14 protein-coding genes are annotated in these 14,967 nt (G+C 61.6%); 7 read left to right on the top strand and 7 right to left on the bottom strand.

Translation table 11 applies throughout. The annotated features are described in order from the left end of the window. Positions 1 to 4: 4 nt before the first annotated feature. Together F6X42_RS04510 and F6X42_RS04505 are read left to right on the top strand one after the other, a co-directional pair. Positions 5 to 697: a nucleotide-binding protein gene (locus F6X42_RS04510; protein WP_187633061.1), complete on the top strand. Its 693-nt coding sequence runs from the start codon at positions 5 to 7 to the stop codon at positions 695 to 697. Beyond that, positions 690 to 1,463 (top strand): hypothetical protein, encoded by a 774-nt coding sequence (locus F6X42_RS04505; RefSeq protein WP_187633060.1) that lies wholly within the window; start codon positions 690 to 692, stop codon positions 1,461 to 1,463. Before F6X42_RS04510 ends, F6X42_RS04505 begins: the two co-directional genes overlap by 8 nt. Here F6X42_RS04505 and F6X42_RS04500 read toward each other — a convergent pair. The 5 genes from F6X42_RS04500 to F6X42_RS04480 all read right to left on the bottom strand — a co-directional run bounded on the left by F6X42_RS04500 (position 1,364) and on the right by F6X42_RS04480 (position 8,241). Further along, positions 1,364 to 1,609, bottom strand: coding sequence for a hypothetical protein (locus tag F6X42_RS04500; RefSeq protein WP_187633059.1), 246 nt, complete (start codon positions 1,607 to 1,609; stop codon positions 1,364 to 1,366). The genes F6X42_RS04505 and F6X42_RS04500 overlap by 100 nt on opposite strands. Before the next feature lie 82 nt (positions 1,610 to 1,691). Then, complete coding sequence (locus F6X42_RS04495) at positions 1,692 to 3,974, bottom strand: ParB/RepB/Spo0J family partition protein (RefSeq protein ID WP_246529956.1); 2,283 nt, start codon at positions 3,972 to 3,974, stop codon at positions 1,692 to 1,694. Positions 3,975 to 4,105: 131 nt separating this feature from the next. Further along, positions 4,106 to 4,939: a DUF932 domain-containing protein gene (locus tag F6X42_RS04490; protein WP_187633058.1), complete on the bottom strand. Its 834-nt coding sequence runs from the start codon at positions 4,937 to 4,939 to the stop codon at positions 4,106 to 4,108. 993 nt (positions 4,940 to 5,932) lie between these two features. Continuing rightward, entirely contained in the window at positions 5,933 to 6,715 is a 783-nt protein-coding gene (locus F6X42_RS04485) for an E2 domain-containing protein (protein ID WP_187633057.1), read from the bottom strand. Then, positions 6,712 to 8,241, bottom strand: coding sequence for a nucleotidyl cyclase domain-containing protein (locus F6X42_RS04480; RefSeq protein ID WP_187633056.1), 1,530 nt, complete (start codon positions 8,239 to 8,241; stop codon positions 6,712 to 6,714). Before F6X42_RS04480 ends, F6X42_RS04485 begins: the two co-directional genes overlap by 4 nt. Before the next feature lie 105 nt (positions 8,242 to 8,346). On the opposite strand from F6X42_RS04480, the gene F6X42_RS04475 reads away from it, so the two are divergent. Beyond that, entirely contained in the window at positions 8,347 to 9,243 is an 897-nt protein-coding gene (locus F6X42_RS04475; RefSeq protein ID WP_187633055.1) for a BrxR family helix-turn-helix transcriptional regulator, read from the top strand. Between the two features lie 227 nt (positions 9,244 to 9,470). Here F6X42_RS04475 and istB read toward each other — a convergent pair whose 3' ends face one another. Both istB and istA read right to left on the bottom strand, forming a co-directional pair. Beyond that, positions 9,471 to 10,220: an IS21-like element ISBmu3 family helper ATPase IstB gene (gene istB / locus F6X42_RS04470; RefSeq protein WP_187633054.1), complete on the bottom strand. Its 750-nt coding sequence runs from the start codon at positions 10,218 to 10,220 to the stop codon at positions 9,471 to 9,473. A 15-nt stretch (positions 10,221 to 10,235) separates the two neighbouring features. After that, positions 10,236 to 11,786, bottom strand: a complete 1,551-nt coding sequence (gene istA, locus F6X42_RS04465; protein ID WP_187633053.1) for an IS21 family transposase — start codon at positions 11,784 to 11,786, stop codon at positions 10,236 to 10,238. 48 nt (positions 11,787 to 11,834) lie between these two features. Between istA and F6X42_RS04460 the strand changes: the two genes are divergently transcribed. The 4 genes from F6X42_RS04460 to F6X42_RS04445 all read left to right on the top strand — a co-directional run bounded on the left by F6X42_RS04460 (position 11,835) and on the right by F6X42_RS04445 (position 14,934). Then, on the top strand, positions 11,835 to 11,972 hold the full coding sequence (locus F6X42_RS04460; protein WP_175891702.1) for a hypothetical protein: 138 nt from the start codon (positions 11,835 to 11,837) through the stop codon (positions 11,970 to 11,972). Between the two features lie 68 nt (positions 11,973 to 12,040). Then, positions 12,041 to 12,514 carry a Pycsar system effector family protein gene (locus F6X42_RS04455; protein ID WP_512699617.1) on the top strand — a complete coding sequence of 158 codons (474 nt, stop codon included), beginning with the start codon at positions 12,041 to 12,043 and terminating at the stop codon, positions 12,512 to 12,514. Between the two features lie 14 nt (positions 12,515 to 12,528). Then, entirely contained in the window at positions 12,529 to 13,440 is a 912-nt protein-coding gene (locus tag F6X42_RS04450; RefSeq protein WP_187633051.1) for a hypothetical protein, read from the top strand. After that, a complete protein-coding gene (locus F6X42_RS04445; protein WP_187633050.1) occupies positions 13,441 to 14,934 on the top strand; it encodes a hypothetical protein in 1,494 nt (497 codons plus the stop codon). Positions 14,935 to 14,967 lie beyond the last annotated feature (33 nt).

The raw sequence follows: 14,967 nt of genomic DNA, 5'->3' as shown, positions 1-14,967 counted from the left end.
TCAAATGGACACGACGATTCCCCCGATTTATCTGGTTGGTGGCAGTAAGGGCGGTGTGGGCAAGAGCTTTGTATCGCTTGCGCTGGCCGATTATCTCCAGCGTCAGGATATCCATGCCGCGCTGGTTGAAACCGACACCTCAAATCCAGACGTCATGAAAGCGGTGCAGGACGAGATTCATTGCGTTGCCTATAGTCTGGATGATGCAGACGGCTGGATTGGTCTCGTCAACTTCTGCGATGGACATCGTGACGCGGCGGTGATCGTCAACACGGCGGCGCGCAACCAGGCGGGTGTTGCGCGATTTGGTGCGATGCTGGCCGGTACGCTGGGTGATCTTCAACGCCGACTCGTCGTCCTGTGGGTGATTAACCGGCAGCGCGACAGTCTGGAACTGCTGCATGGTTTCAGCCGGACCTTCCCCGATGCGGTAACACACGTCGTACGCAACGGGTACTTCGGCACGCCGGACAAGTTCACGCTATATCAGACCTCGGAGCTTCGTAAAACCATCGAGACTAAGGGAAAGTCGCTTGATTTTCCCGAACTCGCGGATCGGGTTGCCGACGAACTTCGTGGTCAGCGTCTGTCGATACGCAAGGCTGTCGCGACGATGCATATCGGCGAACGGGCGGAGCTGCTGCGATGGCGCGCGCTGTGCGGAACGATGTTTGACAGGGTGACGGTCGATGGGTAACAGGCGAGGCAGGCCGCCGGACGCACTTGCCCGCATGTTTCTCGACGTCACGGGTGAATTACCCGACGACGCCAGTATCTTGCGGATGCGGCGGGTGTCGGGAGCGCTGAACCTGCGCGATAACGATGCGCTGTGGTCTGTGCTGGTCATGCTCGAATACTACGGGCGACTCTATGAGGCGATGCCGGAACGCATCCGGCAGGCGGGCGCAGGCAGTCTCGATGCGGTACGGGCCGAGACGGGCGCGGCGGTGGATGCGCTGATGGCGCAGCATCGCGACGCGCTCGCGCGCTGCAAGGCGACGATTGAACTGGCGGAGCAGATGATCAGCGAGCACGAAACGCGCTATCGGGCCGCGCTCGCGGAACTGAACAGCGAGGCGTTGACGTTGCTGTCGGAACGGGCCGCGAACCGGATTGCCTATGCAGCAGGCAACCGGCTCGTGGGTGCGATAGCTGTCGCGGCACGCGATCAGCGGCAACGGCTCGATGCCGCAGTGGCGTTGTATGAACGGGTTGCCGCACGGCGGTTTGTGAGGGTGTGTTACGGGCTGGCAATTGGCGGGCTGGTTGTGATGATGCTGGCGGGTGGCTTTGGAGGGCTGGCAGGTTGGTGGGCGAGCAGCCATTCTGTGCGGGCAGACGGTTCGCCGTCCGCCCGCACGGCCTACGCTCCATCGGTCTCGCCTTCCATGAACGCGGTGGCGTGGCGGAGCATGCCTGCTGCCGCGTCGTTCTGGTCGAAGGCAATCATCGGTGGACGGTAGCCTTCATCTTCGGCGCGGGCGAGCGCCATGTCGTAGTGCTGCCCCTCGTTGTATTGCAGGGCGGTCACCTCGACGAACGTCAGGTAGAGGTCGGGCGATCCTTCGGCATTGGTGGCGAGCACGGTCATGCGGATACGGTTGGTCATGATGGTTTTCTCCGTCAGAGAAGCAGACAGCGGGTATGGGCCTGTCGCCTGCCTCGCCCCGTTGCCAAGGCGAGGCGTAGGGTCAGGCCGCGCGCGGGCCAGATTGCGTGCCGTTCATGCCATCCGCAGTGGGGAAGGGCCACGGCGTCAGCGGACTGCTGGCGCCGGGAGCGGCTTCCGCGTCGGCAGGTGTGTTGTTGATGCGTTCCGTGCCGGTCCCGGCAATCGGTTCCGTGTCGCCGTCCTCAGCTTCCGGCGTGTCGTTCCCTCCGTCCCCGGTATTGGCATCGTCGCTGTCGTCCTCATCCTCGTCGTCGTGGCTTTCCCACGAAGGCGTGGCCGGGACTTCGCGATCGGTGAGGATTTCCGGGAGCCATGAGGCTTTCACGAGCCGCAGTTCAGCGGCGGCTGCCGCGTCGGTCTTCTTCATCTTGCCGAGGTCGGCGGCCACCTTCGGCGACACGGCGCTGGCGACGACCTCCGTGATGCGCGCCTTGCTGACGTGATCGAAATAAGAGGCGCGTGTGGGCGTCCAGTATCGCGTCATGTCGAGGTTCAGCGCACTTGCGAGTGCGTTGATGGCGTGAGGTTTTTCGTCACCCGCGACGCCGTCAAGCAACGCGCCGGCGCAGAAGGCGAGCAGGTCGAGCAGGGTCGTGCCGGGGTCCTGTTCGATCAACCACGGCAGCAGGTCCGCGCGGCGCGCAGGGAGTTCGCGTCCCCACCGCTCGCGCTGCGCCTCGATGAGACTCCACGCGGTGCTGACGGGCAGGTCGTCCGCCGCGCCGAGCAGACTGTCGTGGTTGCTCGTGCAGGACAGTTTCAGCGCATGTGGTGCGAAACCCCTCCCATATCCCCCCGGAAAGACTTCCGGAATCAGGTGTTGCAGGATGGCGGCGAGGGCGATGGTCGGCTGCGCGATCAGTTCCGCGTGAACAGCGGCGGCGCGGTGCGCGGTGAGGCGCTGACAGAGCTTTGCGCTGTGGATCGGCTTCTCCTTTGCTTCGGGTTCATGCGTCTGGCCGGATGCGCGTTCAGTTTCCGGCGTGCCGGTCACGGTCGCGCCCACCGCATCCAGTGCCGCGCTGTTTTCACGGCGCACCAGACCCCGCTCGATGATCAGTTCGCCCTGCGGGCCGACCATCACGAATGCGCCCGCTTCGGCCATCTGTTGCACGTCCCATGTTTCCGCGCGGCTTTCGAGCGCGAAAATGGCCGCGTTCACCCTGTCGATTTCGGTTTCGAGCCGTTCGGCTTCCTCGTACGCGTTTTCATCGTCCTCAGACAATGCTTCGAACTTTTCGGCCAGTTCATCCTGCTGTGCGGTGAGCGCGTCCATTTCCCGCAGTTCGTCGTCGGTGAAGGGGCGCTGCACAGGTTGCAGTCTGCCGTAGCGGTTCAGTTCGAACACGTCGCGCTCGATACGCTGTTCGGTCCAGCCCCAACCTTCGACGCAGACTTCTTCGGCGGCGGCGTCGAGCTTCGCGGCGGCGAGACGTTGCAGCAGTTCGGGGGCGGCAATGTAACCCGCGTTTTCGTCGTCACTGAAGAGGTCACGTCTCACGTAACCTCCCGCTGCTTCATAGGCGTCCAGCCCCACGAAGCGCACCAAGCGGCTGCGGCTCGCGTCGATCTCGGTACGTGTGATCGCCTGCCGCAGATAGTTGGGCTGGCGTTGCCACTCGTTTGCTTCGAACCAGATGTGCTCCTGCGTTTCGTGATCATCGGCGAGCGAGAGCGCCGAAAGCTGGTCGAGCGTGATGGCGTCCTCGCGCAGCAACGCGACCAGCTTTGGCGACACATTCGCCAGCTTCATGCGACGTTTGACGGTGAGCGGCGACGCGGAGAACAGCGCGGCGATGTAATCGACGCTGCGCCCCTCCTCGGCCAACATCCGGTACGCGCGCAGCACGTCGAACGGGTCGAGTCCTTCGCGTTCGCTGTTCTCGATCAGTGAAATGGCAAGGGCTTCGCCTTCGCTGACGATGCGCACCGGCACCGGATAATCGGCGGCGATGTGTTTCTGCTCGAATAGCAGGTCGAGTGCGGCCTGTCGGCGTTGACCGGCACAGACGCCAAGCTTGCGATGTTTGCCGCGCGAGCCCTTTAGTTCGTGAACAATCAAGTTCTGCAACAGCCCTTTTGCCCTGATGTTCGTCGCGAGCGAGTCAATGCCAGATAGCGGTTTCGTACGGGCATTGAGCGGCGAGCGCCGCAGCGCGGAATACGGCACGGACACGACCGGCTGCTCGTTGCCGAAACTGGTTTCGAGCAGCGGCGCAGCGTTGGCCGTCGCGTCTGTAAGGGTATGGGCTTCGGCGCCGTTTGCGGTGTCGTTCATTTGCGTGTTGAATTCGGCTTGCATGATTCACTCCAGATAGAGAAAGGAAGGTTCCGGGTCACAATGTTGCGGCTTGCCATCAGGCCTGACCCGGATAGGAATCCTGATGGTATGAACCGAAGTCGTGCGGCAATGGGCCGCCGCCCGTGCCGTGCTTACGCCTTCATCTGGCGCATCGCGTCCGCGAGCATCCACAGCGCGCGGTTCAGTTTCACGTTCTGGTCGATGCCGGTGACGGGGCGGGTGGACATGGAACGTCCGGTGCGCGAGCGTCCGTGCAGGCCACCCTTGGTCAACGACTCCTGAATGCGGTTAAAAACCGTCCAGAGGTCATCACGGCGGTCCTCGAAGCGGCGCACGTTCAGAAGCTGGCTTTCGGTGATCGGGGCGGGCGCTTTCGCGTCGGTCGGGTCGTAGCGCAGCGCGAGGGCGGAGCGCGCGAGCGCGTGCTGCTCGTCACGGTTGAGCGTGACGGCCTTCATGCCGTCTTTCTGTTCGCGGATCAGGTCAAAGCCGTCGAGCACGTCGAATGCGCCGTTAATGACGTTCTGCACGATGTTGCCCCTGTGCGGGACGCGAACCTCGCCGATGGTTTCGCCCGCAACCATGCCGTTCTGGCAGACGAAGCGATAGACGCCGCCGAGTAGCTGGAACCCGCTGCTTCCGTCATGCGAATTGAGGAGGATGATTTCGTTGACGTCCTCGCCGGTAATCTCGCTTGCAGGGCGCATGCGGATCAGATGTTTGGTGAATTCACGCTTGTCCTGATCGCGTACGCGGGTCTGGCAGACCATGAAGGGCTGGAAACCTTCGTTGCGCAGACCGCGCAGCACGTCGATGGTGGGGATGTAGGTGTAGCGCTCGGAGCGGCTTTGATGCTTGCCGTCCGCGAAGATGGAAGGGGCAACACGGCGGATCTGGTCGTCCGACAGCGGCGAGTCGGAGCGGAGCATCGGGGAGCCGTAACGGAAGGAAGAAGCGAGTTGCATGACAGTCTCCAGAGCAAAGGGTTGAGGACCTGAACCGGGCGGCGGGATATGTCTTGCTGTTAGCGCTGGACACCTCCCGGTGGAACCCGGGGTTGGCTTTGCTGCCGCCAGGCTCCCAGGTTTCCGCCCGTGCGACTCAAGGAGCCGATATCGGGCAGGCGTCAAGGAGAAAGGCGAGGGAGGGGTGCGGGCAACACGGTCCCTCGCCCCTTGATGCCTGCCCGATATCGGCTACGGTCGCGGGTCAAGGGCGGAAACCTGGGAGCGAGGTGCACGCCGTGCCTCGGGTTGACCGGGCAGGCCTCCAACTAGACGATGAGCGGGGTTGACTGCTGCGCCAGGGATTGATGCCCGACAGGGGCGAGACGCGGGACGCGGCTCGACGCGCAGCGCGAAAGCCCGGTCCCGGTGCGTCAGCGTCGGGAGGCGTCCGGCCTGTATGGATGGTTATGCATGACGGGCTTTGGAGCATCCGTTGACCGAATATGAACGCGGATAGAAGCGCAGCGCCGCGTGCGTCTCGCCGGATAAGCCAGCTGTGCGCCCGGGAGGATGTGCCGATAAAATGCCGGAAATCAGCGAATGGAGGTCGAGACGGATGGACGCGTGTCCAAGGTACCTGGATGTTGTTCGAGAGTTACGGCATGGTCGCTATCTGCCGGCACACGTGCTGGATGCAGTATGAATGGACCTGATCGACGCTTTCCGGGCAAGACTGCGTGCCTCGCAGTGAACAGGCGGGCAAGCACGCGGGTTGGGTCGCGCATCATGTGCCATGACGCAGAGCTCGAGGTGACGGCGATCGGCCCGTTTGTCCGCGAGGGCGGGTCAGGCCGTGTTGTTTTTCTGGCAAGGCCGGTCGGAGGTGCGTCGGTCGAAACTGGGACGATTCTCGACACGCCGTGGGGTGTCTGTGAGGTTGTTGGGTGAGCATTGCCGAACCACCAGCCGCCATGCAGTCTGATGCGCGCCGAACCACCCTGAATGTGCACTTCAGCTATGCAACGGACATCCGGCCATCTGGGCACAGCATGGCTTGTGGGCAAGTTCCGTCCAGAATTCGCGTTCCTTGATGTCCCAGAGATGCAGGGCGCAGGCGAGTTGCGCGGCTGCGCTTGCGTGGTCGCTGCACGCGCGTAGCGGTTTTCTGCGAGGCATGTTCGTACAGAGGCAGGGCTGCTTCCCGTTCGCTACCCGGAGGTCGTCGACCAGGACGGAGTAGAGATGTCTGGCGTCAAGCCGCAGCCGAAGCATCTTGCGGCGACCCGGCATATCCCGGCAGAGCTCGACGGTGAGGCGCCCATCTGCAAGCGCTTCCGGAAAAAAGTTACCCAGACGGATCGCCGATTCAGTGGCCATATGCTGGTATTGCGCAGCGTCACCGTGAGCCCAGACCCGTTTGTCGGGCCAACGCCCCAGATTCGACGCGCGCTCCTGGAGCGACAGGAACGCGACCAGGGTGTTCCACCATTCGATGGCAGCGTTCCGGTCATTTACCTCGATGCGATGGCGCTTTGCCCAATACATGCAGAACGTGCCGTCGTGATTGATGTGCCGCTCTGGGCAGAAGGCGGGCAGCCGCCGGGGTTCCCATTCACGGGCGGTCACGACTGCGTCGTTGTTCCGGGCCAGAATGCGATATTGCACCTCCCGGCCATCCGCACGACGCAACGCAATGTCAAACTGCATTTCAGGGTCTGCGCGCGAGCGGACCGTCGCGCCGAAACTCTGAGCCTCGCTGGTGAGCAGGCCCAGTGGATCTGTCGAACCGGTCATTGCTTCGCGCAATGTGGCCGCACCTCAAAAGCGACCGATTTCGGCACTGCGGGTGCCGCCAGTTTCATAGCCTCCGATCTGACGGCTTTGGCAATGTCGTCGCCACTGCTGGACAGGGCTTCTGTTGCCTCGTTGAAGTCGAAGCGGCTAACACGACGGCCTTTGCCGAAGAGGTCGCGAACCGCCTGGGTTGCGTTGTCGTAGGCGGCCCTGCCGATTCCGGTTTGCGTCCCGTTGCACAGCGTCTGTTCGTGCTCGGACGCAAGCACCCCGCGGCTCACCGCGCAGCGGACGCGGTCACCTTTGAGGCCAAGGCGGCTGACGGCCACGAAGCCGTATTCAAATCCGATGGCGAGTCCCAGACCGTCGGTATCGACACCGGCGTCGCGCAGTTTCTCAAGGGCGAGGTTGAAGCTGCTGCGCAGGGCACCAGCACACAGCGTCCCGGTACTGATGGTTGCATGGGCGTCAGTCGTCTGCGCCGTACCTTCGCACAGTATCCCCTGCACGCAATCGCCGATGAAGCGGATCCGGCGCCCGTCAAAGTCGCCGGTCAACACGCGTTCAAGTTCGGCACGGATGACGTGCAGTGCCTTGACAACATCTTCGGGGCTGTCGTCAATGTGCCGACTCACGAATCTTGTGAAGCCGTCGATGTCGGCATAGATCGAGAGCGCCTCCTGGCGGCATGAGTTCCCTGGGGTCAGGGTCGCAATGTCCATGGTCCGGAAGGGCGGTGTGTGGCGCGTAAACTGGAAGACCCCAATGGGGTTATTCTCCATGTCCTTTTCCCATTCTCCAACGATGGTCTGCGCCGTTACGCCCAGGGCCGCTTTGTTCTCGCAGGCTTCGATTTCCGCCCTGGTTAGCGCCGTTCTGGACGGATCGTCGAGTGTGTCCAGGCCGATCGCTACGCGCGCCGCATTGGTCAGGAAGATGCCCGAAACTGGCCCGTTCGCGATCTTCGCTGCATGGTTCGCTGGTTCACCGAGGAAAAGTGGCTCGCGATAACCATTCCGGCCGTTATTGACCGCGAGCGCGAGACCACTGTCGATCCCAACGCGGACTTTGCCCGCTGGAATATGCTCGTCACTGTCCCCGGTGACCTTCAGCACATCGATAACGAGCTGGGCGATCGCGACGGCGCGCCTTACCCGCGCGGCCGGCGCGCCGGGCTGGGTGTTGTACGGTTTGGAAATGAGCGCGTGCAGACGCTGGTTGTGGAAGTCCACGCGTTTCGCGTCGGTTCTCGCAAGGATGCGGTCGACGGCGCGAAAGTGCTGGTTGAGAAATCTCAGCGTCCGCTTGTGACAGGTTTCGCCTTCGACTTCGGTGCAGTGAAGCATGTCCTCGAGATTGAGAATGTCCGCATACAGATGCACACCGTCAACCTTGTAGGCTTTGGCTGTAGGGATGCTTTCAAGATCGGTGTCCCGGACGTAGTCGACAATCTCGACCGCTTCGACATCCTTGATGCGCCTGTCGATCTGTTCTGCCGCGTGGTCATGCTTCCAAGTGTGCGACATGGTTTCTTCCCTCAGCAATGTTGTTCGGTATTGGCCAGCAACACAGAAACGCGTATAGTTTGATTATGGGTAGCAAAACGCAACCCGTCAAGTAACTATTCTGGTATGGGCAAAGATACGAGGGACAAGATCCGGTGGGGCACTGAACGCAGGCTCGAATTCATCGAGTTCCGCGTGTATTGGGAAGGGGGGGTGAACCGCGGGGAGATCGTCGAGAAGTTCGGGGTATCGGTGCCCCAGGCGTCGGCAGATTTGACCCTTTATCAAAATCTTGCGCCGGTCAATCTGGTCTATGACAGCAGCCAGAAGCGCTACGTCGCCGGACCGGGATTCCGGCCGCATCTCCTGTCGCCGGATGCGGAGCGGTATCTGAGCCAGGTTGGCGCAGTGGCGGACGGCGACCTTGGTTTGGGGGATACGTGGATTTCAGCGGCCCCGGATGTGGACGCCATGATCATTCCGCAGGGAAAGGTGGCGCCAGACATCCTGCGTAGCCTGCTGGCGGCGATCCGGGCGAACGAATCCGTTGAAATTGAATACCAGTCGTTTAACGTGGCGCGCCCGGAGAAGCTCTGGCGCCGGATTACCCCGCTTGCCTTCGGCTTCAACGGGGTTCGCTGGCATGTCCGCGCCTTCTGTCACCTGACGGAGGGATTCAAGGATTTCGTCCTGTCCCGGTGCGCGGATCTTGGCAAGAGCGGGCCGCCGGGGGCGACTGGCAGCGACGACACGTACTGGCATCGCCGGTTCGATGTGGTCGTTGCTCCACATCCTGGTCTCAGTGAGTCGCAGAGGCAGACCGTTGCGCATGACTACGGCATGCCCGGACTGCGGCTGGTCCTGCCGGTCAGGATGGCGATGCTCTTCTATTTCAACAAGCGGATGCGGTTCGATATGTACGAGCATGACCGGACACCTGCGGCGAACCAGCTGGTGGTTGAAAACTACGACGCATTCAAGGCAGCGATCGCCGAGGCCGAAGCGGGGAAAATGGCCGGCTGAAATCGCAGGCAGTAATTCGCCGTGACGGGGGGAATCCATATGGCAGAGGACGGTCAACCAGCACTTGCAAGACTGGGTGAGGACGATCAGCTCAAGGCAGCGCGGGACCAGTTGAATCTGGTGCTCAGCTGCGGATTTCGGTGATGGTGATCAGTCGTTTCGGTGAACGTGATCAGTTTGGAAGGTGGTGTTGCGCGGTCAATGGATTATAGCGAAGGTGATCACGATCAGGATGCGGAGGACTGCTTGGCGTTGGTCTTTCGCATCGATTCCCCCTTTAACGGCAGCTTGTGGGCCTGATGGACGAGCCGGTCGAGGATCGCGTCGGCGAGCGTCGGGTCCTGCAGCCAGGCGTGCCAGTGTTCCAATGGCAGTTGGCTGGTAATGATCGTGGAGCGCGTGCCGACGCGATCGTCGAGCACTTCGAGCAGGTCGTTGCGGGCACCCTGATCGAGGTCCTGCAGGCCCCAGTCGTCGAGCAGGAGGACGTCCATCTTGGCGAGCTGCGCGAGTCGCCGCGTAAAGCTGCCGTCGCCGTGCGCGATCTTCAATTCCTCGAACAGCCGGGCAACGCGGACGTACATCACGGAGAAGCCCTGTCGGCAGGCTTGCTGCCCGAACGCACATGCGATCCACGTTTTCCCGGCGCCGGTTGGCCCCGTCAGGATGAGGTTTTGTGCATTACGGATCCAGTCGCAACCGGCGAGTGCGGCGACGACGCTCTTGTCGATGCCGCGGCTCTGCCGGTATTCGATGTCCTCGATGCAGGCTTGAGGATTCTTGAGTTTCGCGGACTTCAGCAGCCGCTCGAGCCGCCGGGTATCGCGCCAGGCGAGTTCGCGATCGACGACCATGCCGAAGCGCTCTTCGAACGATAGGCTGGTGCTGGCGGTCAGTGCCGCCTGTTCCTCGAACGCACGCGCCATGCCGTCGAGCTTCAGGGCCTTGAGCTGAGAGAGAGTTTGCTGCATCAACATCGCGACCTCCTTGGGTCAGTGGTAATAGTCGGGCCCGCGCACGTTCTCGTGATCGGGCGAATGCCATTCGGTGAGGGGAATCGGGAGCATCGGTTGTCGGTCCAGACCGGACTCGAGGATCGATAGCACGGAGCGACGGGTCGGTGAGCCGATCACGAGCGCCCGCTGACAGGCGGCTTCCAGCCGCTCTTTGCCGTACTTGCGCGAGAGCGACAGCAGTCCGAGGCACGCGCGGTACCCCATCTCGGGGTGCGGCCGGTTGGTCAGCAGGTGTTTGACGATCGCTTCGGCACCGGGACCGACGGAGGCACCCCAGTTCAGCAATCTCCCGGGCGTCCATTCCATGTGGGCGCGGTGCGCCGCCGGCATGTGCTCGGGCAACGTCGTATGCTTGTTCCGGAGTCGGCTGCGCACGTGGGCGGCAACGCGCTTGCCGCGGTGCAGGATCTCGACGCCATGGCGCGTGACGCGTGCGTAGACCTCCTGGCGTACGAGGCTGTGCGGAACGCTGTAATAGTGGTGATCGACTTCGACGTGGTAGTCGATGTTGACGCGGCACTTCACGAAGGTCGCAATCTCGTATCGGCGTGTCGGCAACGGGCGCAGCGCCGGACGGTCGAGCCGCTCGAACCATTCGCGGCGGTTGCCGTCGAGCTTCTTGAACGGACGCCGGTTTAGGTCGTCGATCAGCTTGCCGATCGCCTTGTTCAGCTCGGCCAGGCTGTAGAAGCGGTGATTGCGCAGCCGTGCGAGGATCCAGCGTTCGACGATCTGTACGCCGACCTCGACCTTCGCCTTGTCCTGCGGCTTGCGCGGCCGCGCCGGCAACATGGCGGTTGCGTAGTGGTTCACGAAGTCCTGCGTGGTATTGCCCAGCACCGGTTCGTACCGGTCCGCCTTGGCGATCAATGCCTTGGGGTTGTCGGGCACCAGCAGCTCGGGAACGCCGCCGTAGAATTCCAGCGCGTCGATCAGGCTGCCGATCCAGTCGAGCATGGTCTCGGAGCGCGTCGCGCACGCGAACGTATAGTTGGACGCACCGAGGACCGCCACGAACACATGGGCCTTGAACGCGACGCCGCCGTCGCGGCCGAGGATTGGCACGGTTTGCCCGGCGAAGTCGGCGAACAGCTTCTCGCCGGCGCGGTGTTGCTGACGCATCGAGCGCTTCAGCGCCGCGGCCCAATCCTTGTACCGCTGGCAGAACTGCGTATAGCGGTAGGTGCGTTGGCCGGGGTGGGCCTCGACGTACTCTTCCCAGAGTAGCTGCAGCGTCACGCCCTTGCGGCGCAGGTCGCGGTGCATCGCCGCGTAATCTGGTTCGACCCGCCGGATCGGGGCCTCTGTTTCCTCCGGCAGGTCCAACCTGATTTCGAGTTCGTCGTCGGCAAGCGGTTCGACGGCAGCCCAGTCAAGCCCCGCCGCACTGGCGCGGGCCGCGTATGCCGAGATGGCGCCGACGCTGATGCCGATCGCGCGGCTGATCTGGCGGTGCGACAGGCCGCACGCCCACTTCAGCCGCAGTACTTCCTTCAGTTTGCGCATGCTCATCCGATGTGCCGGCATCAACCTGCCCCCTAAAAAGAGACAAGGCTAACGCCCGTCGTTGATCACATGCGCAACACCACCGCCGAGCCGGAACGGCCATCCCGTTTCGGTCGCGTGATCAGCTGTTTCGGTTCGCTGATCACTCATTCCGGGAACGTGATCACCCGTTTCGGCAAGATGATCGCTCGTTTCGGAAACCGGTGATCAGCGATCACCTTCGACCGAAACGGCCGATCACCATCAATCGGAACCACTGATCACGTTCAACCGAAATCGCTGATCACGTTCGCCGAAATACGCAGCTCAGCTTCTTTTCGCGGGTCGACACGAAGCTGTCGGTTGTGCTTGGCGCGAATGTCGGGATGCTGGGCGTGCTGTTCACGCGAGTGACAGCAGTCGGCACTGCGACGTTTCCGCCCTATGTGCTTTGGGGGCTGATCGTCCTGTTCGTGATGCTGCTGGGGTTCAGTTCGTACCATCTGTACCGCGGCTCGTTCCCGAACCTGGCAGGCGGCGCGGGCTCACTCGTCTATTTTCGCGAGATTTCAGCCCGTGGCGAACAGGACTTTATCGCGGCGTTCTCGCGACTCAGTTCAACTGCCCTGACGGAGGATCTCCTCTCGCAGAGCTGGCGCAACTCGGTCATCCTGACGCAGAAATTCGCGTCGCTGCGTCGGGCGTATGTCTGGTCCGCCTTCGCGATCGTTCCATGGGCGTTGGCGCTGGCGAGCTACACAAAGTTCTAGGGGAGATAACGGTCATGTCTCGATTGGGGATTGAACGGAATACGGGGCAAGTCTACGAGGGAAAGGACGCGCCACGATATCTCGCGGTACCGACGCCTGTCGTGTCGCAATGCAGGCTCATTGAATCCCTGTCGGACCTGGGCAATATGCCCAGGGGCCTGGACCATGATCCCTTTTCCTGGATCTTCCGGGAGGAATCGTTCGATCCAGTTTCTCGCGTGCGGCGCGGCCGGATCTTTCAATCGTTTGGCAACTCGGGCTGGGAATCGGTGCTGGTCGACGTCCATCCCTTTGCATCGTCTGACTACGGGGCAGGTCGAAGCGATGGGCGCGTCCCGAAGCAATTATGCGTCTACATTCACTGCTCCGAGCTATTGAGCCGGCCGCGAGGGGGCGAGGGGATGCGACTGGCAATCGGTGATGCCGGATCGTTCTCGATGTGGCGCGTGCTGCAAACCGAGTCGACGGTCAGCCAGGACGTGCTCGTCACGCTGCGCGCCGAGTCGGCGATGGGAATTCTCCCCGCGCTGGATGAATCGAAAATTCATCCCGAGAACCTTGCGCAGGTGAAGCAGGCGTTCGAACGCGTGCTGAATGCCGCATATCGGGAGTTACCGACGTCGGTCGTGGACCAGTGCCGGAATCTCTGTGTTGTCCTGGTTTCGCGATGGCTGTACCAGCTCTCCGGTGACAGTGGGCTGCTCTGCGAGGACCTTGCACGTTGTATCAAGGCCATCCAGCGGCAGTTTGGCCAGGACAGCCGGTGGCTGCTGCGCTCGACGCTGGAGGTTGTCAACTCGCTTCATCCGCGTGCAAAGGACAACGAGCGTCATCGTTATGGTCTGCGCGAAATTTCTGACGAGGACGCAGCGCTTGCGGTCCACGCGACCAGCTTTGTTCTGCGTGAAATTGGCTGGGCACTGTAGATGGAAGGCGAGCACTGCGTCGTGGACGCCGAATACGAGCCGCTGCGCCATCTGATGCGGGGATTTCCTCTGGAAGATTCTCTGCCCGTCGTCTGGCAGCTATCTCGCCACGTGTCGGGCTACGGGGATCACGGCATCAGCGGATGCCCTTTTCCCGATCTCCGCACGAAAATCTTTCCTTTTCAGTTGAGTTTGCTGTGTCGCGAGCTGCTGTTGAACGGGACACTGCGAGGCGAAGGTCGGAATCTGTCTCGCTGGCAGGATCTTGCCGCCGCGGTGAATGCGATCATGGCCTTCAGCGACAAGGTGTCGGGCGTAACCCAGGATACGTTTCAGCTCGAACTGCACCGTATCGGCCAGCAGCAATTGCCTTCGCAGAGACGGTTTTCCGTTTCGAAGTTCATGCGGTATGTCCTGCTTTATGAGCATGCTGCAGTAGCCCCCATGTTTGAAAAAGCGCTAGAGATGTCCGCGCGGGAGTACTCGATCCTCGGCTTCGTGACATATACACAGTTTTCCAAGGGGCCGCGATTCGTGACGAACCTTGACCTGACGCGACTGGGAGTTCGCGACTCGTCAAGAGACAAGTTCTTCGATCGGATGAGTGGCCATTTTTCTTTGGCTCGTGCGTCGCTTGACGACGCACGGCGCTTCGACCATACCTGGCAGTACACCTTCAATTTTCTCGATGACAAGCCGCTGGTCAGCCTGGATTCGTTGCACCCCGAGCGGGTGTACTGTCCCGAGCCGGAAAGGGCAATGGCCCGATTCACGGATGGCATTTTTTATCTGCTGCTCGGGCAGCCGGAGTTTGGCAATGCGTTCGGATGTGCGTTCGAAGGATACGCAGGTCGGGTAATCGAGAGGGCGTGCTCGTCCGGCCATATTGTCGTCGATCGTGAGCGCCCATTTTTCGTCGGAAAGAAAATCAATCACGGAGCGGACTTCATCCTTTCCGACGCTACGGGTAACGTGTTTGTGGAATGCAAGACGAAACGCCTGGCACTGCGCGGACGCGTGGCCGCGAGCCAGAACGATCTCGACGAGGAACTCGACGTTCTGGCGGGCGCTGTCGTTCAAAACTATCGGAATATCCGGCTGGCGTTGCACGGACAGACGCATTGGAAGAAAAATGCGTTGCCGTCGATGAACCTTGTTGTCACTTTGGCAGACTGGAATCTGCTTAGTCCGCAAGCCTGGTTTGATCTGCATGCCAGGATTGAAGAGCAGCTCGAAAGGAAGGGGTTGTCTGGGATCCAGAGTGAGGTCCCTTACGCAATCGTCTCCGTAGAAGCATTCGAGGAATTTTGTTGTGCAATCAACAGTAGCAGTATCAATGATGTAACAGGTCCTGTGTTCAGCGCGCGAGGCGGGGAATGGCAACTGGGCGGGCAGGTTCAATCCCGGTACCCGGAAGCGGTCCGGATTTCGGAGCAACTCTTTCGGGATGAATTTGCCGACTATGGGCGTGGCATCATTGGGGGCAGTCCTTGAGCTTTCAGGCTATGCTTTATCCCGTTTTTCCGC

Origin of the sequence: Paraburkholderia podalyriae (assembly GCF_014397785.1) — a bacterium.
GTDB lineage: Bacteria > Pseudomonadota > Gammaproteobacteria > Burkholderiales > Burkholderiaceae > Paraburkholderia > Paraburkholderia podalyriae.
This window is presented reverse-complemented; position numbering and strand designations above follow the sequence as displayed.

What these genes read in the sequence shown, in the direction of transcription:
- F6X42_RS04510 (WP_187633061.1), top strand. Translation starts at nt 5, where the DNA reads ATGGACACGACGATTCCCCCGATTTATCTGGTTGGTGGCAGTAAGGGC.
- F6X42_RS04505 (WP_187633060.1), top strand. Translation starts at nt 690, where the DNA reads ATGGGTAACAGGCGAGGCAGGCCGCCGGACGCACTTGCCCGCATGTTT.
- F6X42_RS04500 (WP_187633059.1), bottom strand. Translation starts at nt 1,609, where the DNA reads ATGACCAACCGTATCCGCATGACCGTGCTCGCCACCAATGCCGAAGGA.
- F6X42_RS04495 (WP_246529956.1), bottom strand. Translation starts at nt 3,974, where the DNA reads ATGCAAGCCGAATTCAACACGCAAATGAACGACACCGCAAACGGCGCC.
- F6X42_RS04490 (WP_187633058.1), bottom strand. Translation starts at nt 4,939, where the DNA reads ATGCAACTCGCTTCTTCCTTCCGTTACGGCTCCCCGATGCTCCGCTCC.
- F6X42_RS04485 (WP_187633057.1), bottom strand. Translation starts at nt 6,715, where the DNA reads ATGACCGGTTCGACAGATCCACTGGGCCTGCTCACCAGCGAGGCTCAG.
- F6X42_RS04480 (WP_187633056.1), bottom strand. Translation starts at nt 8,241, where the DNA reads ATGTCGCACACTTGGAAGCATGACCACGCGGCAGAACAGATCGACAGG.
- F6X42_RS04475 (WP_187633055.1), top strand. Translation starts at nt 8,347, where the DNA reads ATGGGCAAAGATACGAGGGACAAGATCCGGTGGGGCACTGAACGCAGG.
- istB (WP_187633054.1), bottom strand. Translation starts at nt 10,220, where the DNA reads ATGTTGATGCAGCAAACTCTCTCTCAGCTCAAGGCCCTGAAGCTCGAC.
- istA (WP_187633053.1), bottom strand. Translation starts at nt 11,786, where the DNA reads ATGCCGGCACATCGGATGAGCATGCGCAAACTGAAGGAAGTACTGCGG.
- F6X42_RS04460 (WP_175891702.1), top strand. Translation starts at nt 11,835, where the DNA reads ATGCGCAACACCACCGCCGAGCCGGAACGGCCATCCCGTTTCGGTCGC.
- F6X42_RS04450 (WP_187633051.1), top strand. Translation starts at nt 12,529, where the DNA reads ATGTCTCGATTGGGGATTGAACGGAATACGGGGCAAGTCTACGAGGGA.
- F6X42_RS04445 (WP_187633050.1), top strand. Translation starts at nt 13,441, where the DNA reads ATGGAAGGCGAGCACTGCGTCGTGGACGCCGAATACGAGCCGCTGCGC.